Source organism: Streptococcus sp. IsoGale022, from assembly GCF_031142805.1.
Classification (GTDB): Bacteria; Bacillota; Bacilli; order Lactobacillales; family Streptococcaceae; genus Streptococcus; species Streptococcus sanguinis_A.
On record NZ_JAKZJI010000021.1, the window covers coordinates 28,452 to 49,084 of the forward strand.

At 42.9% G+C, this 20,633-nt stretch carries 24 protein-coding genes and 1 pseudogene; 22 read left to right on the forward strand and 3 right to left on the reverse strand.

The genetic code is table 11. The features are described 5' to 3' along the window. Positions 1 to 2 precede the first annotated feature (2 nt). The 4 genes from RG608_RS10165 to RG608_RS10180 all read left to right on the forward strand — a co-directional run bounded on the left by RG608_RS10165 (position 3) and on the right by RG608_RS10180 (position 3,461). On the forward strand, positions 3 to 956 hold the full coding sequence (locus RG608_RS10165; protein WP_268687197.1) for a branched-chain amino acid ABC transporter permease: 954 nt from the start codon (positions 3 to 5) through the stop codon (positions 954 to 956). Next, positions 956 to 1,720 carry an ABC transporter ATP-binding protein gene (locus RG608_RS10170; protein WP_002920617.1) on the forward strand — a complete coding sequence of 255 codons (765 nt, stop codon included), beginning with the start codon at positions 956 to 958 and terminating at the stop codon, positions 1,718 to 1,720. Before RG608_RS10165 ends, RG608_RS10170 begins: the two co-directional genes overlap by 1 nt. After that, entirely contained in the window at positions 1,720 to 2,430 is a 711-nt protein-coding gene (locus RG608_RS10175) for an ABC transporter ATP-binding protein (RefSeq protein WP_002894681.1), read from the forward strand. Before RG608_RS10170 ends, RG608_RS10175 begins: the two co-directional genes overlap by 1 nt. A 374-nt stretch (positions 2,431 to 2,804) precedes the next feature. After that, complete coding sequence (locus tag RG608_RS10180; RefSeq protein ID WP_176798564.1) at positions 2,805 to 3,461, forward strand: CBS domain-containing protein; 657 nt, start codon at positions 2,805 to 2,807, stop codon at positions 3,459 to 3,461. 35 nt (positions 3,462 to 3,496) lie between these two features. On the opposite strand, the gene RG608_RS10185 is transcribed toward RG608_RS10180, so the two are convergent. Next, positions 3,497 to 4,384: a YitT family protein gene (locus tag RG608_RS10185; RefSeq protein WP_223321441.1), complete on the reverse strand. Its 888-nt coding sequence runs from the start codon at positions 4,382 to 4,384 to the stop codon at positions 3,497 to 3,499. Between the two features lie 313 nt (positions 4,385 to 4,697). Here RG608_RS10185 and tmk point away from each other — a divergent pair, with 313 nt between their 5' ends. The 9 genes and pseudogenes from tmk to nth all read left to right on the forward strand — a co-directional run bounded on the left by tmk (position 4,698) and on the right by nth (position 12,016). Continuing rightward, entirely contained in the window at positions 4,698 to 5,336 is a 639-nt protein-coding gene (gene tmk / locus RG608_RS10190) for a dTMP kinase (protein ID WP_268687196.1), read from the forward strand. Beyond that, positions 5,333 to 6,223, forward strand: coding sequence for a DNA polymerase III subunit delta' (locus RG608_RS10195; RefSeq protein WP_268687195.1), 891 nt, complete (start codon positions 5,333 to 5,335; stop codon positions 6,221 to 6,223). Before tmk ends, RG608_RS10195 begins: the two co-directional genes overlap by 4 nt. Positions 6,224 to 6,247: 24 nt before the next feature. Next, positions 6,248 to 6,565, forward strand: a complete 318-nt coding sequence (gene yabA, locus RG608_RS10200) for a DNA replication initiation control protein YabA (protein ID WP_002894690.1) — start codon at positions 6,248 to 6,250, stop codon at positions 6,563 to 6,565. Positions 6,566 to 6,567: 2 nt separating this feature from the next. Then, positions 6,568 to 7,436 (forward strand): annotated as a pseudogene (gene rsmI, locus RG608_RS10205) (16S rRNA (cytidine(1402)-2'-O)-methyltransferase). Between the two features lie 85 nt (positions 7,437 to 7,521). After that, positions 7,522 to 8,286, forward strand: a complete 765-nt coding sequence (locus RG608_RS10210; RefSeq protein ID WP_268687193.1) for a DpnI domain-containing protein — start codon at positions 7,522 to 7,524, stop codon at positions 8,284 to 8,286. 237 nt (positions 8,287 to 8,523) lie between these two features. Further along, positions 8,524 to 9,615 carry a 3-phosphoserine/phosphohydroxythreonine transaminase gene (serC, locus tag RG608_RS10215; RefSeq protein WP_268687192.1) on the forward strand — a complete coding sequence of 364 codons (1,092 nt, stop codon included), beginning with the start codon at positions 8,524 to 8,526 and terminating at the stop codon, positions 9,613 to 9,615. Positions 9,616 to 9,627: 12 nt separating this feature from the next. Beyond that, entirely contained in the window at positions 9,628 to 10,803 is a 1,176-nt protein-coding gene (locus RG608_RS10220) for a 3-phosphoglycerate dehydrogenase family protein (protein WP_268687191.1), read from the forward strand. A gap of 135 nt (positions 10,804 to 10,938) precedes the next feature. Next, positions 10,939 to 11,292 carry an arsenate reductase family protein gene (locus RG608_RS10225; RefSeq protein ID WP_268687190.1) on the forward strand — a complete coding sequence of 118 codons (354 nt, stop codon included), beginning with the start codon at positions 10,939 to 10,941 and terminating at the stop codon, positions 11,290 to 11,292. A 94-nt stretch (positions 11,293 to 11,386) separates the two neighbouring features. Beyond that, entirely contained in the window at positions 11,387 to 12,016 is a 630-nt protein-coding gene (gene nth, locus RG608_RS10230) for an endonuclease III (protein WP_061585660.1), read from the forward strand. Between the two features lie 27 nt (positions 12,017 to 12,043). Here nth and RG608_RS10235 read toward each other — a convergent pair whose 3' ends face one another. After that, a complete protein-coding gene (locus RG608_RS10235) occupies positions 12,044 to 12,430 on the reverse strand; it encodes a VOC family protein (protein WP_268687189.1) in 387 nt (128 codons plus the stop codon). A gap of 11 nt (positions 12,431 to 12,441) precedes the next feature. Further along, a complete protein-coding gene (locus RG608_RS10240; RefSeq protein ID WP_308946941.1) occupies positions 12,442 to 13,269 on the reverse strand; it encodes an exodeoxyribonuclease III in 828 nt (275 codons plus the stop codon). A gap of 141 nt (positions 13,270 to 13,410) precedes the next feature. Here RG608_RS10240 and RG608_RS10245 point away from each other — a divergent pair, with 141 nt between their 5' ends. The 9 genes from RG608_RS10245 to RG608_RS10285 all read left to right on the forward strand — a co-directional run bounded on the left by RG608_RS10245 (position 13,411) and on the right by RG608_RS10285 (position 20,632). After that, positions 13,411 to 13,866, forward strand: coding sequence for a DUF3290 family protein (locus RG608_RS10245; RefSeq protein WP_002897090.1), 456 nt, complete (start codon positions 13,411 to 13,413; stop codon positions 13,864 to 13,866). After that, positions 13,863 to 14,495, forward strand: a complete 633-nt coding sequence (locus tag RG608_RS10250; protein ID WP_002909170.1) for a DUF421 domain-containing protein — start codon at positions 13,863 to 13,865, stop codon at positions 14,493 to 14,495. Before RG608_RS10245 ends, RG608_RS10250 begins: the two co-directional genes overlap by 4 nt. A gap of 128 nt (positions 14,496 to 14,623) precedes the next feature. Next, positions 14,624 to 16,621 carry a methionine--tRNA ligase gene (metG, locus tag RG608_RS10255; RefSeq protein ID WP_268687187.1) on the forward strand — a complete coding sequence of 666 codons (1,998 nt, stop codon included), beginning with the start codon at positions 14,624 to 14,626 and terminating at the stop codon, positions 16,619 to 16,621. 136 nt (positions 16,622 to 16,757) lie between these two features. Beyond that, positions 16,758 to 16,892: a hypothetical protein gene (locus tag RG608_RS10260; RefSeq protein WP_002899817.1), complete on the forward strand. Its 135-nt coding sequence runs from the start codon at positions 16,758 to 16,760 to the stop codon at positions 16,890 to 16,892. Between the two features lie 4 nt (positions 16,893 to 16,896). Then, positions 16,897 to 17,553: a DUF4230 domain-containing protein gene (locus RG608_RS10265; RefSeq protein WP_268687186.1), complete on the forward strand. Its 657-nt coding sequence runs from the start codon at positions 16,897 to 16,899 to the stop codon at positions 17,551 to 17,553. Positions 17,554 to 17,769: 216 nt separating this feature from the next. After that, positions 17,770 to 18,525, forward strand: a complete 756-nt coding sequence (locus RG608_RS10270) for a DeoR/GlpR family DNA-binding transcription regulator (RefSeq protein ID WP_268687185.1) — start codon at positions 17,770 to 17,772, stop codon at positions 18,523 to 18,525. Between the two features lie 207 nt (positions 18,526 to 18,732). Continuing rightward, positions 18,733 to 19,158, forward strand: coding sequence for a galactose-6-phosphate isomerase subunit LacA (gene lacA / locus RG608_RS10275; protein WP_268687184.1), 426 nt, complete (start codon positions 18,733 to 18,735; stop codon positions 19,156 to 19,158). A gap of 16 nt (positions 19,159 to 19,174) precedes the next feature. After that, a complete protein-coding gene (gene lacB / locus RG608_RS10280; RefSeq protein ID WP_268687183.1) occupies positions 19,175 to 19,690 on the forward strand; it encodes a galactose-6-phosphate isomerase subunit LacB in 516 nt (171 codons plus the stop codon). Between the two features lie 12 nt (positions 19,691 to 19,702). After that, positions 19,703 to 20,632 carry a tagatose-6-phosphate kinase gene (locus tag RG608_RS10285; RefSeq protein ID WP_268687182.1) on the forward strand — a complete coding sequence of 310 codons (930 nt, stop codon included), beginning with the start codon at positions 19,703 to 19,705 and terminating at the stop codon, positions 20,630 to 20,632. Position 20,633: the final 1 nt, after the last annotated feature.

A 20,633-nucleotide genomic window follows, 5' to 3' on the forward strand; every position in this document is an offset into this window, starting at 1 on the left:
GTATGAAAAAGAATTTAAAGGTAAATATTTTCTGGCTTGGCCTTGTCTTAATCGGCTACCTGCTGATGACAGTATTGGTTAGTGCCGGTGTTCTCAATGCTTTTTACATTCAAATCTTAGAGCAGATCGGAATTAATATTATTTTGGCTGTGGGGCTCAATCTCATCGTCGGATTCTCAGGTCAATTCTCTCTTGGGCATGCTGGCTTTATGGCTATCGGTGCCTACGCTGTAGCAATTATTGGCTCTAAATCGCCAACTTATGGAGCTTTCTTTATTGCTATGCTGGTGGGAGCTGTCATTGCTGGTATTGTGGCTTTGGCAGTTGGTTTGCCGACCCTACGTCTTAAAGGGGACTACTTAGCCATTGCGACTCTTGGTGTCTCAGAGATTATCCGGATTCTGATTATTAATGGCGGTACTTTAACTAATGGCGCAGCTGGTATCCTATCCATTCCGCCCTTTACTTCTTGGCAGATGGTCTATGCCTTTGTTGTTATCACAACTATTTTGACCTTGAATTTCCTGCGCAGTCCTATTGGCCGCAGTACTCTGTCTGTCCGTGAAGATGAGATTGCTGCTGAGTCTGTTGGAGTTAATACTACTAGAATCAAGGTGACAGCCTTTGTCTTGGGAGCTATCACGGCTTCTATTGCTGGCTCTCTTCAAGCTGGCTTCGTTGGTTCAGTTGTTCCTAAGGACTATTCCTTTACCAACACTATCAATATCTTGATTATTGTCGTTTTTGGTGGTCTAGGCTCTATGACTGGAACCATTGTAGCTGCAGTAGTATTGGGCATTCTCAATATGCTGCTGCAGGATGTATCCAGCATTCGGATGATTGTCTATTCTTTGGCTTTAATCTTGGTCATGATTTTCCGTCCAGGCGGACTTTTAGGAACTTGGGAGCTCAGCCTGTCTAAGCTCTTCAAAAAGAATAAGGAGGTCAAAGAATAATGGCACTTCTTGATGTAAAAAATCTAACTAAAAACTTTGGCGGTCTGACTGCTGTCAGCGATGTGACCTTGGAACTCAACGAGGGGGAGCTGGTTGGTCTGATTGGCCCTAATGGTGCAGGAAAAACGACTCTTTTCAATCTCTTAACGGGCGTTTATGAGCCGAGTGAAGGGACAGTGACACTAGATGGTCATTTGCTCAATGGTAAGGTTCCTTACAAGATTGCTGCTTTAGGTCTGGGGCGAACCTTCCAGAACATCCGGCTCTTTAAGGATCTTAGTGTTTTGGATAATGTTTTGATTGCCTTTGGTAATCATCATAAGGCTCATGTGTTGGCTTCCTTCTTCCGCCTGCCAGCTTACTACAAAAACGAAGAAGAACTCAAAGACAAGGCTTTGGAGTTGCTGAAAATTTTTGACTTGGACAAGGAAGCAGAAACCTTGGCTAAGAACTTAGCTTATGGTCAGCAGCGCCGCTTGGAGATTGTTCGAGCCTTGGCAACAGAGCCAAAGATCCTCTTCTTGGATGAGCCAGCTGCAGGAATGAACCCTCAGGAGACAGCAGAGCTGACTGCATTGATTCGACGGATTAAAAACGAATTTAACATTACCATCATGCTGATTGAGCATGACATGAGTCTGGTAATGGAAGTCACTGAGCGAATCTATGTTTTGGAGTACGGCCGCTTGATTGCGCACGGAACACCTGATGAAATCAAGAATGACAAACGTGTTATTGAAGCTTATCTAGGAGGTGAAGCCTAATGTCCATGCTTAAAGTTGAGAATCTCTCTGTCCATTATGGCATGATTCAGGCTGTTCGTGATGTCAGCTTTGAAGTAAATGAAGGAGAAGTCGTTTCCCTGATTGGTGCCAATGGCGCTGGGAAAACGACCATTCTCCGGACTATTTCAGGCTTGGTTCGTCCAAGTGCTGGTAAAATTGAATTTGTAGGCAATGAAATTCAAAAAGTTCCTGCTCAAAAAATCGTAGCAGCTGGACTTTCGCAAGTACCAGAAGGCCGTCATGTCTTTCCAGGTTTGACCGTTTTGGAGAATTTGGAAATGGGTGCCTTTCTCAAAACAAACCGCGAAGAAAATCAAGCCAATCTCAAAAAGGTCTTCTCTCGTTTCCCACGCTTGGAAGAGCGTAAAAACCAAGATGCTGCAACCCTTTCAGGAGGTGAGCAGCAGATGCTGGCTATGGGACGTGCTTTGATGTCTACGCCTAAGCTTTTGCTTCTGGATGAACCTTCTATGGGCTTGGCGCCGATCTTTATCCAGGAAATCTTTGATATTATCCAAGATATTCAGCGACAAGGAACGACTGTTCTTTTGATTGAGCAAAATGCAAACAAGGCTCTCTCTATTGCCGACCGTGGTTACGTCCTTGAAACAGGTAAAATCGTTCTATCTGGAACTGGACAAGAACTCCTCGCTTCTGACGAAGTCCGCAAAGCATATCTAGGTGGCTAAAAATGTCTGGGAGACATTTTTAGGTTGTTGATAGAAAGTTACGGTAGTAACTTAACATTTTGAAAAGGTCCAGTGGACCTTTTTAAGTTGCAGCTAAAGAAAACAAGGTTTTCGTCAAGATGCCTAGGGGATTGTTTCAGGTTGCAGATGGGAACTCGCGAGAGCGAGTTTTCGCTCTTTAAGGTCCTTTGTACTTTTTTCTCTTAGATGCTTAAAATATTTTAGCTAGGCATTTCCTATCTTCAATTTTTCCAATCGTAGGATTTTTCTAAATTTTGAAAACTTAGGCAAAGAACTTGGAAGCGTTTGAAATCAGCTGCAAAATAAAGTATAATAAGTATAAGAATTATGGATAGGAAGAAGAGGGAACTTTTATGGCAGTTAAAGATTTTATGACGCGTAAGGTGGTTTATATCAGTCCAGATACAACGATTGCTCATGCGGCAGATATGATGCGTGAGCAGAAGCTCCACCGTCTGCCGGTGATTGAGAATGACCAATTAGTGGGACTGGTGACAGAAGGAACTATTGCAGAAGCTAGTCCGTCTAAGGCAACGAGCCTGTCCATTTATGAGATGAACTATCTTCTCAACAAAACCAAGGTTGGTGATGTTATGATTCGTGATGTGGTCACGATTTCTCAGTTTGCCAGTCTGGAAGATGCGACCTATCTGATGCTGAAAAATAAGATTGGCATCCTGCCTGTCGTGGACAATGAGCAGCTTTACGGAGTTATCACGGATCGTGATATTTTCAAGGCCTTCTTAGAAGTATCTGGCTATGGCGAAGAGGGAGTTCGGCTGCGTTTTGTCACTGAGAATAAGGTGGGGGTTCTTGAGCAGATTATCCGTCTTTTGGTGGAAGAAAATCTCAACATCTCCAATACAGTCAATATCCCACGCAAGGATGGCAAAGTCGTCATTGAAGTACAGTTAGCTGGTGATATAGACATGGAGCTTCTCAAGAAAAAATTTGAAGAGCATGCTATTCAGCTGGCTGAGATTACACATACTGCTGCAAAAGCTTTATAAATAACATAAAAAAGCCCCATCGTTAGATGAGGTTTTTAACGTACAATAGGTTGTTTATTGGCATCTAAAGTGAAGCCTTCGCCCAAAATCTCATGGGCTTCGGTAATAGTAGTAAAGGCAAATGGATCGACTTGGTTAATGAGTTTCTTCATTTGCTGCATTTCATTACGGGAAACAACACAGTAGACAATCTGCAGGTCCTGCTTGCTATAGAAGCCTTGCCCCTTGAGGTAGGTCACTCCACGATCTAGTTTGTCATTGATAGCTTCAGCTAGTTCTGTCGGCTTACTGGTAACAATAAGGAATCCCTTACCAGCAAAACCTCCTTCTGCAATCAGGTCAATGACGCGGGAGGTGATAAAGACAAACATCAGGGTGTAAGATACCATACGTAAGTCTTTGAAGACTAAGAGAACCAAAGTAATGACTACAAAGTCAACCGTCAGCATGAGTCTGCCCATGGAAATGCTGGTGTATTTATTGAAGATGCGGGCCACAATGTCGGTACCGCCAGTTGTTCCGCCGGCATTAAAGATGGTGCCCAGTCCAATCCCCATAATAATCCCCGTTCCAAGACAGGCTAGTAAGACATCGCCGTCCAGAGCTGAGATAAAATAGTCTTGCAGGTGTTTAGAAGCAGGTAAGATTTCAAAAATCTTGAGCCAAGCAGACACAGAGAAAGTTCCTAGAATGCTGAGGTAGAGAGTTCGCGAACCCAGTAGCTTCCATGCAATAATAAAGAGAGGAATGTTAATCACTAGGTTGGTCGTTGAGACAGGGATTTTAAATAGATAGTAGGTAATCAAGGTCAGACCCGTTGCTCCACCCTCATACAAATGAAAGGGAATGACCAAATAATGAATCGCAAAAGAAAAAATTCCAGCCCCAAAAATGATGGCCAGTACGTTTTTTAATTTAAACATAAGATCCTCCTAAATCTCTTTCTAGAAATTTCTTCTGAATATATTTTACCAAAAATTTAGCCTTTGTAAAACACTTTGAAAAAATATTTAAAGTTTTTTCTTATGATGGGATTTTAGCTTTTTTTTTGGTAAAATAAACATTAGGTAAAAAAGAGTGGGATGAAAATAATGAGTTGACGGAGTCGGCTCTTATCAGGCTGCTCAGCAATGTGGACGAACTCTGAAAAGTAGCTTATATCAAGCTTTAGAGCAAGTCTCATCTGCATTTTCTTATAAAGATTAAGAAATTAGAAGTTAGAGATTAAAGGTAAAGATGAAAAATGGTATTTTGATTTCGCTGGAAGGTCCGGAAGGGGCTGGAAAGTCGAGTGTGTTGGAAGCCTTGCTTCCTTTTTTGAAAAATTATGGCACTGGTCTGATTACGACGCGGGAGCCGGGCGGTGTCCAGATTGCGGAGGCTATTCGCGAAGTGATTTTGGAGCCTAGCCATACGGCTATGGATGCAAAGACTGAGCTCTTGCTGTACATTGCCAGCCGCCGTCAGCACTTGGCTGAGCGGGTTTTGCCGGCTTTGGCGCAAGGAAATATTGTCTTGATGGACCGTTTTATCGATAGTTCGGTGGCCTATCAAGGCTACGGCCGAGGGCTGGATGTATCTGATATTGAATGGCTCAATCAGTTTGCGACAGATGGACTCAAGCCTGATTTGACCCTCTATTTTGATATTGATGTTGAAGAAGGGCTGGCGCGGATTGCTAGAAGTGAGAGTCGAGAGGTGAATCGGCTTGATCTGGAAGGTTTGGACTTGCATCAGCGGGTTCGACAGGGCTATTTGGCGATTCTTGATAAGGAGCCCGAGCGCTTTGTCAAGGTGGATGCTAGCCAACCTTTGGATAAGGTGGTGGCTGATAGTTTGGCCATCATTCAGGAACGATTTGGGAATCTGTCATGAAGATAAAAGATTTACAGCAAAGCCAGCCTAGCTTGTTTGAGCAGTTTCAGCATATTCTGGAACAGGGGCGGCTTAGTCATGCCTACTTGTTTACCGGAGCTTTTGGCAGTTTTGAAATGGCCCAAATCCTGTCTCAGAGTCTCTTTTGCGAGAATAAGCAAGGCGTTTGGCCTTGTCAGTCCTGTCGTTCCTGCCGTTTGATTGCAGAAGAAGATTTTTCTGATGTGACGGTGGTGCGACCGGCTAATAACATTATCAAAACAGACCGAGTTCGGGAGCTGGTCCGAAACTTCTCTCAAAGTGGTTTAGAAGGCAGTCGGCAGGTTTTCATTATCTGCGATGCGGATCGGATGCACGTCAATGCAGCCAATTCCTTGCTCAAAGTCATTGAGGAGCCACAGAGCGAGATTTATGTCTTTCTCCTGACTGCTGATGAACAGCTGATTCTGCCGACGATTCGGAGTCGGACTCAGGTTTATCATTTCTTGAAAAATACAGCTGCTCTGCAGCACAGTTTGGAACAGGATGGCTTGATTAAAAGTCGAGCAGAGCTACTAGCTGCCTACAGTCAGACTCAGTCAGAAGCGGAAAGCTTGGCTCATAATAACGCCTTTTTTGAATTAGTCAGCGAATGCGAGCGCTTTGTCAAGGATTTTCAGACTCGCTCCAGTCAGGCATTTCTGCAGGTTTCACGTCTGGCTAAGATGGCTGATGATAAGGATAAGCAGGAACAGGTCTTCAAGCTCTTGGAAGTGTTATTTTATAAAGAGATAGCAACAGAAAATGGTCGACAAGCCTTGGAGCAGCTTTTGCTGGCTCGGAAGATGTGGCGAGCCAATGTATCTTTTCAAAACGCTTTAGAATATATGACTTTGAAGGGAAAGTAAAAAGAGGCAGCACAGGAGTATAAAATGGATAAAAAAGACTTATTTGACGCCTTAGATGATTTTTCACAGACGCTTTTAGTGACCCTTGCTGAGGTTGAGGCCGTCAAGAAAAATCTCAAGAGTGTGGTAGAGGAAAATATTGCTCTGCATCTGGAAAATGACAAGCTGAGGGAGCGCTTGGGAGAGGTGGAGAAGGAAGCTCCGACCAAGACCAAGAAAAACCGGGATAATCTGCGCAAGCTTTACTATGACGGCTTTCATGTCTGTACGGATTTCTATGGCCAGCGCCGGGAGAATGACGCAGAGTGCATGTTCTGCGATGAATTGTTATTTAGGGAGTAGCGATGCAGGTTCAAAAAAGTTTTAAGGGCGAAACTGCCTACGGCATGCTTTATCTGGTCGCGACTCCTATTGGCAATCTGGATGATATGAGTATCCGTATGGTCAATACCCTGAAAGAGGTTGACAGGATTGCGGCTGAAGATACGAGAAACACAGGCCTGCTGCTCAAGCATTTTGGGATTGAGACTAAACAGATCAGCTTTCACGAGCACAATGCCAAGGAGAAAATCCCAGTTCTCTTGGACATGCTTCAAAGAGGAAATGATATAGCCCAGGTTTCAGATGCTGGTCTGCCCAGCATTTCTGATCCTGGACATGATTTGGTTCAGGCAGCGCTAGAAGCTGGAATTACTGTAGTGCCGATTCCTGGTCCTAGTGCTGGAATAACAGCCTTGATTGCTAGCGGATTGGCTCCCCAACCGCATATTTTCTATGGTTTTCTACCTAGAAAGGCTGGCCAGCAGAAGGATTTTTTCACTAGCAAAAAATCCTATCCTGAGACCCAGATTTTCTATGAATCGCCTCATCGGGTTCGGGCTACGCTGGAAAACATGCTTGCAGTTTATGGTGACCGCCAAGTCGTCTTGGTGCGTGAGCTGACTAAGATTCACGAGGAGTATCAGCGAGGGCAGATTTCAGAATTGTTAGCTTATACGGCTGAACATCCGCCTAAAGGAGAGTGTCTCTTGATTGTAGCTGGGGCAGCAGAAAATGCTTCACAAGAAATATCTCAGGACCAATTACTCGCTGAGATTGATCTTTTAGTTGAAGCCGGCAGCAAAAAAATCTCGCCATCAAGGAAGTGGCCAAGAAATACGGCAGGAACAAGAGCGAGCTCTATGCGGTTTATCATGAACTAAGAGAAAGTTGAAGACTTTAAAAATGTGTTTAATCATGCTCCCTGCTGTCAAATTTTTATAGTAGCTTGTTGATGTTTATCATACTTCGAGGTTCTTATGCAATTACAGCTTAACTTAGCTTTAATTAAAAATTATAAAAGCAACAGTCAAAAGTCTCGTGTTTTGACAGAAGATTGGGTTGCTCGTCATAGCTATTGCCCAAATTGTGGTAAAACCCCTTTGAAACACTTTGAAAATAATCGCCCTGTTGCAGACTTCTTTTGCCAGAGTTGTTCAGAAGAATTTGAACTAAAAAGTAAGAAGGGAAATTTTTCTTCTATTATCAATGACGGTGCTTATGCAACTATGGTTGAGAGAGTACAAGCAGATAATAATCCAAACTTTTTCTTTTTGACCTATTCGGAAACTTATGAAGTTCAAAATTTTATAGTCCTTCCCAAGCAATTTATAACAGTTGACACTATAATTAAGAGGAAGCCACTTGGTCCGACTGCAAGACGAGCGGGTTGGGTAGGCTGCAATATCGATTTGTCACAAGTGTCATCAAAGGGAAGAATATTTCTAGTTAAAAATGGTCAGATTAGAGAGCCTGAACTAGTACATAAAGAATTTAGAGAGACCTTATTTCTTAGAAAGCAATCTTTTGCTACTAGGGGATGGTTGCTGGAAATTCTCAAATGCTTGGATAAAATCAAGGAGAGAGAGTTTACGCTTGAAGATATGTATTCTTTTGAAGAAAGCTTAAAACTCATTTTCCCTAACAACCATCATATTAAGGACAAGATTCGCCAACAATTGCAATTGCTAAGAGATAAAGGGATGATAGAATTTATTGGAAGAGGAAGATATAGGAAGTTATGAAAATTGATTAAACACTTTCTATCGAAATTAAATCTGTAATTTTTCTATGTCCTCAGACTTAGTAATCCTGACTTAAAATCAGGATTTTTTTGTTATCTGGATTAGACAGTTGGTTTTGCTTATCTATATTTCAACAATGTTCGGGAATTGGCTAAAAAAGTGCTTGATTTCTGAAATAAAATAGATATTTTCTAAACTTTGTGATATGATATACAAAATAAATTTTGGAGGTAGGATATGACGATTTACAATTTTTCTGCTGGACCGGCAGTATTGCCCAAGGAAGTCTTGAAAAAAGCTCAGGCTGAGTTTTTAGACTATGCCCAAAGTGGCATGAGTGTGATGGAGCTGTCCCACCGATCCAAGGAATTTGACGATATTATAAAAGAAGCTGAGAACTTGCTGCGTGAGCTCATGGATATTCCGGACAATTACCGCGTGCTATTTCTGCAGGGTGGGGCTTCTACCCAGTTTAGCATGATTCCCCTTAATCTAGCTCAAGGTGGCAAGGCCTATTACCTAGTGGCTGGATCTTGGGGAAAGAAAGCTTACACTGAGGCAGTCAAGCTGTCTAAGTTTATTCCTTTTGAGCCTATTCTCTTGGCTTCGTCAGAGGATTTAAATTACACAGAAATTCCTTCTTTTGATGAAAAGGAGATTGATCCGCAGGCGGCTTATGTGCATCTGACAACCAATAATACTATCGAAGGAACGGCTATTTATGATCTGCCTGCAACAAATGGCGTACCGATTGTGGCGGACATGTCTTCTAATATCCTTGCTGCTCAGTACCGAGTAGAGGATTTTGGTTTGATTTATGCTGGGGCTCAGAAGAATATCGGACCTGCCGGCGTGATAGTTGTCATCATCCGAGAAGACTTGCTGGATGATGAGCCAGTTCTATCTAGCATGTTGGATTACCGCATTCAGGCGGACAATGGCTCTCTTTACAATACACCACCGACCTTCGCCATCTATATGGCCAAGCTGGTCTTTGAGTGGGTCAAGGAGCTGGGTGGCGTAGCAGAAATGGAAAAGCTCAACCGTGAAAAATCGGGCCTTTTGTACGACTTCATTGAGCAGTCTGACTTTTACCGCAGTCCAGTCCGTTATAAGGAGCAGCGCTCAGTCGCCAATATTCCCTTTGTATCACCAACTCCAGAGCTGGATGCCAAGTTTAACAAAGAGGCCGCAGCAGAGGGATTCAAGAATATCAAGGGGCACCGCAGTGTAGGCGGTATGAGAGCTAGTCTCTACAATGCCTTTCCGCTCCAAGGAGTCAAGGACTTGATTGCCTTTATGCAGAAATTTGAAGAAGAGAATTCTTAAGGGAGGGAATCTATGGTCTTTAGTGTCAAAACCTTTAACAATATCAATCAAATCGGGCTCAAGGAGCTGGGCAATGCTTTTCAGATTGACGGAGATAAGTCTGACAATCCGGATGCTTATATCCTGCGCAGTCAAAATATGCATGGACAGGAATTTCCGAGCAAGCTCAAAGCCATTGCGCGGGCAGGTGCAGGAACCAATAATATTCCGGTCGAACAGGCAACAGCTCAGGGAATTGTGGTCTTCAACACGCCAGGAGCTAATGCCAATGCGGTGAAAGAAGCGGTCTTGGCTTCCATTCTCCTGTCTGCCCGTGACTATATCGCAGCTAACAGTTGGGCTAACGGCCTTTCTGGAGATGATGTTCCCAAGCAAGTAGAAGCTGGTAAGAAACAGTTTGCTGGGACAGAGATTTCAGAGAAGACTCTAGGAGTCATTGGGCTGGGAGCTATCGGCGGCCGTATTGCCAACGATGCCTATCGTCTGGGGATGAACGTCCTGGGCTATGATCCTTATGTATCCATTGAAACGGCTTGGAATATCTCTAGTCATGTCAAGCGGGTAGCAGACATTAAGGAAATCTTTGAGAAGAGTGATTATATTACTATCCACGTGCCCCTGACTGAGGATACACGTGCCACTTTTGATCAGGCTGCTTTTGGTCTTATGCAAAAGGGAACAACCCTCATCAACTTTGCCCGTGGCGAGCTGGTGGACAATGCTGCCCTCTTTGATGCCTTAGAAGCTGGTGTAGTCAAGCGTTATATCACAGACTTTGGTGTAGAAGAACTGCTCCGTCATCCACAGATTACTGTCTTTCCGCACTTAGGCGGCTCGACCGAAGAAGCTGAGCTAAACTGTGCTATTATGGCTGGGAAAACTATCCGCCGCTTCATGGAAACGGGAGAGATTATCAACTCTGTGAATTTCCCTAATGTCCGTCAGGCTCTCTCAGCACCTTATCGGATTACCCTGATTAACAAAAATGTACCGAATATTGTGGCTCGGATTTCAACAGCAGTCAGTGATTTAAATATCAATATTGACAATATCATTAATCGTTCCAAAGGCGATTATGCCTATACTTTGTTGGATCTGGATGAGTCGGATGAAAGCAAGATTCAGGAACTGGTTGATAAATTTGAAAATAGCGACAATATTGTGCGCGTGCGTTTAATTAAAAAATAATCGAAAAATAGAGGTGTTTCTTTATGGAATGCGTCTGTACCAGCCGATGAGTCTTTCGCTTATCGGCTTTTCTAAATGAGTCTCGGCTTGACAAGAAGGAGCTAGCTGGGCTATCATAGGGACGGAGGAAAAACAATGTTACAATTTATCGAATACCCCAAATGCTCTACATGCCGTAAGGCCAAGGCTGAGCTCAATCAATTAGGAGTGGACTTTGAAGCGGTGGATATTGTCCAAAATACACCTAGCCGGGACCAGCTCCTAGACTGGATCCAGAACTCGGACTTTGAGCTCAAGGCTTTTTTCAATACTAGCGGTCTCAAATACCGTGAACTGAGTCTAAAAGAAAAAGTTCCGCATTTGTCTGCTCAGGAAGCTGCAGATTTACTGGCTACAGACGGCATGTTGATTAAGCGACCGCTCTTGGTTCGAGATAACCAAATCTTGCAGATTGGCTACCGAAAGGCGTATGAAGAGTTAGGTTTGTAAAGTATTAAGAACAGCTGCATTCTCAATCATGATTTTTGGATGCTTCTTCTTTTCATGATATAATAAATCTATCTCAATCTTAGAAAGAAGAATCATGGTTTTATCAAAAAAACGGGCTCGTCATGTGATTGAAGAGATTATCGCTCTCTTCCCTGACGCCAAGCCCAGTCTGGATTTTCGTAATCATTTTGAGCTTTTAGTAGCGGTCATGCTGTCGGCTCAGACAACAGATGCTGCGGTCAATAAGGCAACGCCGGCTTTATTTGAAGCCTATCCAAGTCCTCAAGACATGGCTGCGGCTGGTGAAGCAGACATTGCTAAATACATCTCTCGCCTCGGGCTCTATCGCAATAAGGCCAAGTTTTTGAAGAAATGTGCCCAGCAACTTTTGGACGATTTTGATGGCCAAGTCCCGCAAACACGGGCTGAATTGGAAAGTCTTGCTGGTGTTGGTCGCAAGACGGCCAATGTAGTCATGAGTGTGGGCTTTGGTATTCCAGCCTTTGCTGTCGATACCCATGTGGAGCGCATTTGCAAGCACCATGATATTGTAAAAAAGTCAGCAACGCCACTAGAAGTAGAAAAGCGAGTTATGGATGTCCTTCCACCGGAACGTTGGTTGCCAGCTCATCAGGCCATGATTTACTTTGGCCGGGCCATCTGTCATCCTAAAAATCCCGAGTGCGAACACTATCCGCAACTCTATAACTTTAAAGACATTTAAAAAGCGAGGTCTGATGACTTCGCTTTATTATTCACTAAATCTTAAAAAATAACCATCAGGATCCAAAATCGCAAATTCATGAGGGTAAATAAAGCTATTCCCCACTCGAAATTCTCTTTTTGTCAGGGGACGATGGATGGGATAGTCAGCTTCCAGCAGTTTTTGGTGGAGCTGAGGAACATCCTCAATGCCAAAGGAAATATTGATACCGCGCCCGAAAGGATAGGTTAGTTGGGCTAATTCTTCTGCGCTGCCTTCTTCTAGCATAAGTTGGCAGTCTTCAAGCGAGAGGAAGAGAAATTTCTCCTCTGGACGCTCGTATTGGACAGAGAATCCCAGCAAGTCGCAGTAGAAGTGGCGTGATTTTTCGATGTCTGAAACCACAAATTCAGGAATGACAGCTTGATAGTCCATTCGTTTTCTCCTTAGAGTTCAATCTCCATGACAATGGGTGTGTGGTCTTGGCGCGCACCGGAGTCAATCATATCAGACTTGGTCACCTTGTCAGCAACACGGTTGCTGGTTAGCCAGTAGTCGATTCTCCAGCCTGTATTGTTGATTTTAGAAGTCTTGCTGCGCTGCGCCCACCAAGTGTATTGGTTAGGGATATCGCCGTGTAAGTGGCGGAAGGTATCGGTGAAGCCTTTAGCCAGCAGGTTGGTGAAGCCAGCACGTTCTTCGTCGGTAAAGCCTGGTGAACGGCGGTTGCTGGCTGGATTGGCCAAGTCGATTTCTTTGTGGGCCACATTGTAGTCGCCAGTAGCGAGGACTGGTTTTTGTCCATCTAGTCTTGCCAAGTATTCAGCGTATTTGGTATCCCAGACTTGACGGTCATCCAAGCGTTTGAGGCCATCGCCAGCATTGGGCGTATAGACCTGAGTGACGAAGAAGTCGTCAAATTCCAGCGTAATGATGCGGCCTTCAACATCCATGGTTGACGGGGCGCCGATTTCAGGGAAGGTTACGGTTGGCGTCAGTTCTTTTTTGTAGAGGAACATGGTTCCTGCATAGCCTTTGCGGGCCGGCTCTTGAGAGGAACGCCAAGTGTTTTCATAGTCAGGAAAAAGATTTGTCAAAATCTCCAGGTGCTTTTTAGTCGGACCTGTTGCAGACAGTTTTGCTTCCTGAATGGCGATAATATCTGCATTTTCTGCTTGCAAGGTTTGAAGGACGGCTTGAGAGAGCTGAGCGCGGGCAGAATCACTAGTCAGTGCAGCGTTGAGAGAGTCAATGTTCCAAGAGATGAGTTTCATAAAATTTCCTTTTCTAGTAAAATTTCCTGAGTTTATTATAACAAAATTTAGGGCTGATTTATAGCAAAGTGATTGTAAGAAAGCTTGAAAAATAATGAAAATTTTTCTATAATGTTTCTAGAAAAATAGAGGGAAGAAACCATGAAATTCTATTCTTATGATTATGTTTTGAGTCAGATTAGCCAGCAAAACTGGGTGACAGTTGCGCTTTCTGTCTTGCTGCTGCTTGTGACAGGATTTTTCGCTTTTAAGGCCTATCGCAATAAGCGTGATTCAAAATTTCGGGAACTAGCCATCATCTCTGTTTTGGCCTTGGTGGCTATGGTCTTGATTGGCATTAGCAATTTTCAGACTGACCAAGACTCTAACAACCAGTTTCAAACCTCTCTGCATTTCATTGAGGTCATTTCAGAAGACTTGGGTGTGGATAAGTCGGAAGTTTATGTCAATACTTCAGCCGCAACTGATGGAGCGATTTTAAAGGTCGGAAAGAACTTTTATCGGGCTATGAGCGGAAGTGAGCCGGATAAATATTTGCTTGAAAAAATTGACTTGCATAAGACGACAGATATCGAAATAGTGGAGGTTGAAAAATGACATTGAATTTTCTTGAAATCCTAATTAAGCTAGCGCTGGGGCTTTTCTCACTGGTTTTTGTCATCAATGTGACGGGAAAAGGTAATCTGGCGCCCAATTCAGCAATCGACCAGATTCAAAACTATGTCCTTGGTGGCATTATAGGTGGGGTGATTTATAATAGCTCCATTAACATTCTTCAGTATGCTGTCATTCTCATCATGTGGACCATCTTGGTCTTGACCCTAAAGTGGCTCAATAACAACGTCCGTGCGGTTAAGCATTTGATTGATGGCAAGCCGACAACGTTGATTCAGCATGGGAAATTGAGTCCCGAAGCCTGCCGTTCTGTTGGTCTTTCAGCAGCAGATGTAGCTTTGAAGCTGCGCAGCCAAGGTATTTTCCAGCTCAAGCAGGTCAAACGGGCGGTTATAGAGCAAAACGGCCAGCTGATTATTGTACAGGCTGGTGAAGAGAATCCTAAATATCCCCTTATCACAGATGGTGTTGTCCAGATTGATATTTTAGAGTCTATTGATAAAACAGAAGAGTGGTTGGTGGAGAGACTGGCTAAAGACGGTTACACTGATATTTCTAATATCTTCATCGCAGAATATGAAAGCGGCAACTTGAATGTTGTGACCTATTAAACCTAGAATATTTTCTAGGTTTTTTAATTGATTTGACTGTTAATGAATGTCTTTTCGCAAACTTAACAAAATATGATATAATGAAGTGCTATTAAAAAAGGTTTCATTAGCCTTGAAAGGATTAAAAAATGACTGAAAAACAATCGTTTTATATTACAACCCCTATCTATTATCCGAGCGGTAAACTCCATATCGGGTCTGCCTATACGACCATTGCCTGTGATGTTCTGGCTCGCTACAAGCGTCTCATGGGCTACGATGTTTTCTATCTGACTGGTCTTGACGAGCATGGACAGAAGATTCAGGCTAAGGCAGAGGAAGCTGGTATCAGCCCACAAGCTTATGTCGATGGTATGGCAGTTGGAGTCAAGGAACTCTGGAAACTGCTGGACATTTCATATGATAAATTTATCCGGACGACCGATGACTACCATGAAAAGGTTGTAGCCGATGTCTTTGAACGTCTCTTAGCTCAAGATGATATTTACTTGGGTGAATATTCAGGCTGGTATTCTGTATCTGATGAGGAGTTTTTCACTGAAAGCCAGCTGGCTGAAGTCTTCCGTGATGAAAATGGGAAAGTAACTGGCGGAATTGCGCCATCTGGACACGAAGTGGAGTGGGTATCAGAAGAGTCTTACTTCCTCCGACTCAGCAAATACCAAGACCGCTTGGTAGAATTTTTCAAATCTCATCCAGACTTCATTACTCCGGACGGACGTCTCAATGAAATGCTGAAAAACTTTATAGAGCCGGGTCTGGAAGACTTGGCCGTATCTCGGACGACCTTTACTTGGGGTGTGCCTGTGCCATCAAATCCTAAACACGTTGTCTATGTCTGGATTGATGCTCTGCTCAACTATGCGACAGCACTTGGCTACGGTCAGGATAATCATGCTAACTACGATAAATTCTGGAATGGAACAGTCTTCCACATGGTGGGCAAGGACATTCTGCGTTTCCACTCTATCTACTGGCCAATCCTGCTCATGATGCTGGATATTAAGCTGCCCGACCGCTTGATTGCCCACGGTTGGTTTGTCATGAAGGATGGCAAGATGTCCAAGTCTAAGGGCAATGTGGTCTATCCGGAAATGCTGGTAGAACGTTATGGTTTGGATGCTCTGCGTTATTACCTCATGCGCAGTCTTCCGGTGGGATCTGATGGAACATTCACACCTGAGGACTATGTAGGTCGTATCAACTATGAGTTAGCTAATGACCTAGGCAACTTGCTCAACCGTACTGTTTCTATGATTAACAAGTACTTTGACGGTCAGGTGCCAGCCTATGAAGAAAATGTGACAGACTTTGACAGAGCTCTGGCTCAGGTGGCATCTGAATCCATCGCTGACTACTACAAACACATGGATGCAGTTGACTACCCACGTGCTCTGGAAGCAGTCTGGACGCTCATCTCCCGCACTAATAAATATATCGATGAAACAGCTCCTTGGGTTCTGGCTAAGGATGAAGCTAAGCTCAAAGAACTGGCAGCAGTTATGAGTCACTTGGCAGCTAGCCTCCGTGTTGTAGCCCATATGATTGAGCCATTCATGATGGAAACCAGCAAGGCTGTCCTCAGCCAACTTGGCTTGCCTCAAGCGGTTTCACTGGAAAATCTAGCAATTGACCAGCTCCCAGGAGGCTTGACAGTTGTAGAGAAAGGGACACCAATCTTCCCGCGTCTGGATATGGAAGAAGAAATTGCCTATATCAAAGAACAAATGGAAGGAAACAAACCTGCGGTTGAAAAAGAATGGAAGCCAGAGGAAATCGAGCTCAAACTTAACCGAAAGGAAATCAAGTTTGACGACTTTGATAAGGTGGAAATCCGAGTTGCTGAAGTCAAAGAGGTTTCTAAAGTTGAAGGTTCTGATAAGCTGCTTCAGTTCCGCTTAGATGCAGGAGACGGTGAGGACCGCCAAATTCTCTCTGGTATTGCTAAATACTATCCAAACGAGCAGGAGCTGGTCGGTAAGAAAGTCCAAATCGTAGCCAATCTCAAACCGCGCAAAATGATGGGACGTATCAGCCAAGGTATGATTCTATCAGCTGAGCATGGCGACCAACTGACACTCCTTACCGTGGACGAGAAAGTGCCAAATGGAAGTTTGATTGGATAACAAGCTTTGTTCTAATGACAATCCCCTAGCAGGAGGCTGCTGGGGGATTTTTGCTATAATCATCACTTTGAAACCGCTTGACAAATTCTATAGATATTTATATAATTTTATTTGAAAAAGTTTTAGGAGTTATATTATGAAAATAGTAAAAATTGCATCACTTGTTTTGTTGTTGCTTTTAATTGTCATTCTCTTTCCGCTGAATCCTTATTTGGCAGCTTTTCTAGCTATTATTAGCCTTGGAGCAGCATTTTTGATTCGGAGGAAGTAGTATAATGAAAATAGTTAAGGATTTCATAAAAAAAGTTTTGGGGGCTAAGATTTACATATGGATTGTGGTAGCCGTTCTTGCTATCTTTTTTGTTGTTGCGAAAACTTATAACATCATTGGATATTTTCAAGGGAAACATGCTTCAGATGAGCGAAGCCAAATCTATACGCAAATCACTCGCTTGGAGAAAGTCAACGAAAGTGTTTTTTTGGATGTAGGGATTCAAAAGGTTGAAACGATTGAGAAAGATAAAAAAATACCTGGTACCAATTTCAGAATTCCATTGTCTGTTAAGAAAGCAATCATCATTCTTAACTATACAGCTAAATTTGGGATTAAAGAAGGAGTCAAGGTTAAGAAAATTGCTGATCATGAATATGAGTTGACTATCCCTAAATATGAAGTTATAGGAGTTAAGGTTTCAGATGATCCCAAAGAGCGATACAAACTATATGACACGAGTGGTCAGCTGCTGAGTGGTGCAACAGAAAATATTGATACTGGAGAGCATGTTGCTAAATCTCTTAGCAATAAAGAACAGGAAGAATATCTTAAGCAATATAAAAATCTCATTACAGAATCCGCAGAACATTATTATAAAACTATTGTTACTAGTATTGACCCAGAAGCTAAAGTGACCTTTAAAAATGTAAATCAATAGGTATTAAAATTTCTTTATAGTGATACAGTTTGGCATATTGTGAAATATATCGTTCTATCAACTGGAGAAAGCATCTTGCACATCATTGCGAGGTGCTTTTTTATGTCCTATACCATATCGCAAACCCTCATTTTTGTTTAAAACAAACAGAAAATATGGAAAAAAACAGAAAAATGAGTTATAATAAACAAAACTAGAGTGTAGAGAGGCTAAAGTATGGGAAAAAACCAGAGACAAGACGAAATAGTTAAGCTGGTTGATCGAGTGGGAACGGTGACGGTTGCGGATATTGTGGAGACTATGAAGGTATCTGATATGACGGTTCGGCGGGACTTGATTGAGCTGGAAAGTAAAGGGCTACTGACTCGTGTTCATGGTGGGGCTAAAAGTAATCAGCACCTCAAGTACAGAGAAATCCCTCATGAAGAGAAGCTTTATCAGAATATCGAGGCCAAGCGGACTGTTGCTAAGAAGGCTGTGGAGCTGATTGAAGATGGCGATACTATTTTTCTTGGGCCGGGGACTTCTGTGGAAGTGCTGGCTGAGGAAATCACCAATCAACATCTGCGCGTGATTACCAATTGTCTGCCGATTTTTCGCGATCTTTTGAAGAAGAAGTCAGATACCTTCAAAGTTTTTCTCCTGGGTGGGGAGATGCGGGAAGCGACTCAAGCCTTTGTCGGCGAGATGACCAATGCCATCATGGATAAAATGTACTTTACTAAAATGTTTTTCAGTGGCAATGGAATCAAAAATGGGCAGATTATGACCTCTTCTTTTGAAGAGGCCTATACTCAGAAGCTGGCTTTGGAGCGCTCATCAGAGTCTTACCTCTTGATTGATTCTTCTAAGATTGGAAAGGAAGATTTCACCTCTATCTGTCCTTTGGCTAATATTACAGCTGTTATCACAGATCAGATGTCGGAAAATGCTCAGGAAGAACTGGAAGTCTATACCAAGATTATTTCCTAGTTTATTTTAAATGGATGAAAAAATTATCAAAAAGCTCTTTTCAGGGCTTTTTTGTTTATTTTAATCATTTTTAAAAATATTTTGATTAAAATAAACAAAAATCTGTTGACAAATAACTTTTAAAGGAGTATAGTATACTTATAGGAAACAGAAAATGTTTTTTATAAACAATATTCTGTGCAAAAAATCAAACAAAGGAGAATGCTCATGGCAATTATTATTGGAGCAGATGCTGCTGGAAGCAAGCTGAAAGATGTGGTCAAGGATTTTCTCGTCGAAGAAAACTTTGAAGTGGTCGATGTGACGAAAGAAGGTCAGGATTTTGTTGATGTGACCCTTGCAGTTGCAGCAGAGGTGAATAAACAAGAGGAAAATCTTGGTATTGTCATTGACGCTTATGGAGCTGGTCCATTTATGGTAGCGACCAAAATCAAAGGCATGGTAGCGGCGGAAGTCTCAGATGAACGCTCTGCCTACATGACTCGCGGTCATAACAACTCTCGCATGATTACGATGGGAGCTGAAATCGTTGGTGAAGAGCTGGCTAAGAACATTGCCAAAGGCTTTGTCAATGGTAAATACGACGGCGGCCGTCACCAAATCCGGGTCGACATGCTCAACAAGATGTGCTAAGAAAAGGAGAAATCAAATGAAAATTGCAATTGGATGTGACCATATCGTTACCAATGAAAAAATGGCAGTCTCAGATTTTCTAAAATCAAAAGGCTATGAAATTCTTGATTTTGGTACTTATGACCATACACGTACTCACTACCCAATCTTTGGTAAAAAAGTAGGGGAGGCAGTCGTTAGTGGACAAGCTGATCTTGGTGTTTGTATCTGTGGTACAGGTGTCGGTATCAACAACGCTGTAAATAAAGTTCCTGGTGTTCGTTCAGCTTTGGTACGTGACATGACTTCAGCTCTCTATGCTAAGGAAGAACTCAACGCCAACGTTATCGGTTTTGGTGGTAAAATCACTGGTGAGCTTCTCATGTGTGACATCATTGAAGCTTTCATTCATGCGGAGTACAAGCCAACTGAAGAAAACAAAAAATTGATTGCGAAAATTGAGCACGTTGAAACTCACAATGCTCATCAAACAGATGCCAACTTCTTTACAGAATTTCTTGAAAAATGGGATCGTGGAGAGTACCACGATTAGAGAGGTAGCTAGATGATTCTTACAGTGACCATGAATCCTTCTATTGATATTTCCTATCCCTTAGAAGAATTGAAAATTGATACTGTTAATCGTGTTTCGGAAGTCAGTAAAACAGCAGGCGGCAAGGGTCTCAACGTGACCAGGGTCTTGGCAGAAATTGGAGACCATGTCGCTGCGACGGGACTTATCGGTGGAACCAATGGAGAATTTTTATTACAAAATCTCCATCCTAATGTTAGACAATGCTTTTATAATATTTCGGGAGATACGAGAAATTGCATTGCTGTCTTGCACGAAGGTAAGCAAACAGAAATCCTGGAAGCCGGTCCGACTATTACAGCAGATGAGGCGAGGGATTTCCAAGAACACTTCCGGTCTTTGATGGCTGAGGCAGATGTTGTCAGTATCTCGGGCAGTCTGCCAGCGGGCCTGCCGACAGACTACTATATCCAGCTGATTGAAATGGCTAATCAAGCTGGCAATAAGGTGGTGCTGGATTGCTCTGGAGCTGCTCTGGAAGCTGTGCTCAAATCAGATGTGAAACCAACTGCCATCAAACCAAATAACGAGGAACTTTCTCAGTTATTGGATCGCGAGATTTCCAAAGATTTGGATGAGTTAAAAGCTGTCCTTTCAGAACCGCTATTTGAAGGAATCGAGTGGATCATCGTATCACTCGGTGCAGATGGCGCTTTTGCCAAACACTGGGACACTTTCTATAAAGTGGATATTCCTAAAATCCAAGTGGTCAATCCAGTTGGCTCTGGCGACTCAACTGTTGCAGGGATTTCGTCAGCCTTGAGCCATCGAGAAGATGATGTCTCTCTGCTCAAAAAAGCGAATGTTCTTGGCATGCTCAATGCCCAAGAAAAAATGACCGGCCATGTCAATGTTGAAAACTACGATGGCCTATACAATCAAATCACAGTAAAAGAGGTATAAA

What these genes read in the sequence shown, in the direction of transcription:
- RG608_RS10185 (WP_223321441.1), bottom strand. Translation starts at nt 4,384, where the DNA reads ATGTTTAAATTAAAAAACGTACTGGCCATCATTTTTGGGGCTGGAATT.
- RG608_RS10240 (WP_308946941.1), bottom strand. Translation starts at nt 13,269, where the DNA reads ATGAAACTCATCTCTTGGAACATTGACTCTCTCAACGCTGCACTGACT.
- RG608_RS10225 (WP_268687190.1), top strand. Translation starts at nt 10,939, where the DNA reads ATGTTACAATTTATCGAATACCCCAAATGCTCTACATGCCGTAAGGCC.
- RG608_RS10210 (WP_268687193.1), top strand. Translation starts at nt 7,522, where the DNA reads ATGCAATTACAGCTTAACTTAGCTTTAATTAAAAATTATAAAAGCAAC.
- RG608_RS10165 (WP_268687197.1), top strand. Translation starts at nt 3, where the DNA reads ATGAAAAAGAATTTAAAGGTAAATATTTTCTGGCTTGGCCTTGTCTTA.
- RG608_RS10235 (WP_268687189.1), bottom strand. Translation starts at nt 12,430, where the DNA reads ATGGACTATCAAGCTGTCATTCCTGAATTTGTGGTTTCAGACATCGAA.
- RG608_RS10180 (WP_176798564.1), top strand. Translation starts at nt 2,805, where the DNA reads ATGGCAGTTAAAGATTTTATGACGCGTAAGGTGGTTTATATCAGTCCA.
- RG608_RS10250 (WP_002909170.1), top strand. Translation starts at nt 13,863, where the DNA reads ATGACATTGAATTTTCTTGAAATCCTAATTAAGCTAGCGCTGGGGCTT.
- lacB (WP_268687183.1), top strand. Translation starts at nt 19,175, where the DNA reads ATGAAAATTGCAATTGGATGTGACCATATCGTTACCAATGAAAAAATG.
- lacA (WP_268687184.1), top strand. Translation starts at nt 18,733, where the DNA reads ATGGCAATTATTATTGGAGCAGATGCTGCTGGAAGCAAGCTGAAAGAT.
- RG608_RS10195 (WP_268687195.1), top strand. Translation starts at nt 5,333, where the DNA reads ATGAAGATAAAAGATTTACAGCAAAGCCAGCCTAGCTTGTTTGAGCAG.
- RG608_RS10220 (WP_268687191.1), top strand. Translation starts at nt 9,628, where the DNA reads ATGGTCTTTAGTGTCAAAACCTTTAACAATATCAATCAAATCGGGCTC.
- RG608_RS10260 (WP_002899817.1), top strand. Translation starts at nt 16,758, where the DNA reads ATGAAAATAGTAAAAATTGCATCACTTGTTTTGTTGTTGCTTTTAATT.
- RG608_RS10285 (WP_268687182.1), top strand. Translation starts at nt 19,703, where the DNA reads ATGATTCTTACAGTGACCATGAATCCTTCTATTGATATTTCCTATCCC.
- RG608_RS10175 (WP_002894681.1), top strand. Translation starts at nt 1,720, where the DNA reads ATGTCCATGCTTAAAGTTGAGAATCTCTCTGTCCATTATGGCATGATT.
- metG (WP_268687187.1), top strand. Translation starts at nt 14,624, where the DNA reads ATGACTGAAAAACAATCGTTTTATATTACAACCCCTATCTATTATCCG.
- RG608_RS10170 (WP_002920617.1), top strand. Translation starts at nt 956, where the DNA reads ATGGCACTTCTTGATGTAAAAAATCTAACTAAAAACTTTGGCGGTCTG.
- RG608_RS10265 (WP_268687186.1), top strand. Translation starts at nt 16,897, where the DNA reads ATGAAAATAGTTAAGGATTTCATAAAAAAAGTTTTGGGGGCTAAGATT.
- nth (WP_061585660.1), top strand. Translation starts at nt 11,387, where the DNA reads ATGGTTTTATCAAAAAAACGGGCTCGTCATGTGATTGAAGAGATTATC.
- yabA (WP_002894690.1), top strand. Translation starts at nt 6,248, where the DNA reads ATGGATAAAAAAGACTTATTTGACGCCTTAGATGATTTTTCACAGACG.
- serC (WP_268687192.1), top strand. Translation starts at nt 8,524, where the DNA reads ATGACGATTTACAATTTTTCTGCTGGACCGGCAGTATTGCCCAAGGAA.
- RG608_RS10245 (WP_002897090.1), top strand. Translation starts at nt 13,411, where the DNA reads ATGAAATTCTATTCTTATGATTATGTTTTGAGTCAGATTAGCCAGCAA.
- RG608_RS10270 (WP_268687185.1), top strand. Translation starts at nt 17,770, where the DNA reads ATGGGAAAAAACCAGAGACAAGACGAAATAGTTAAGCTGGTTGATCGA.
- tmk (WP_268687196.1), top strand. Translation starts at nt 4,698, where the DNA reads ATGAAAAATGGTATTTTGATTTCGCTGGAAGGTCCGGAAGGGGCTGGA.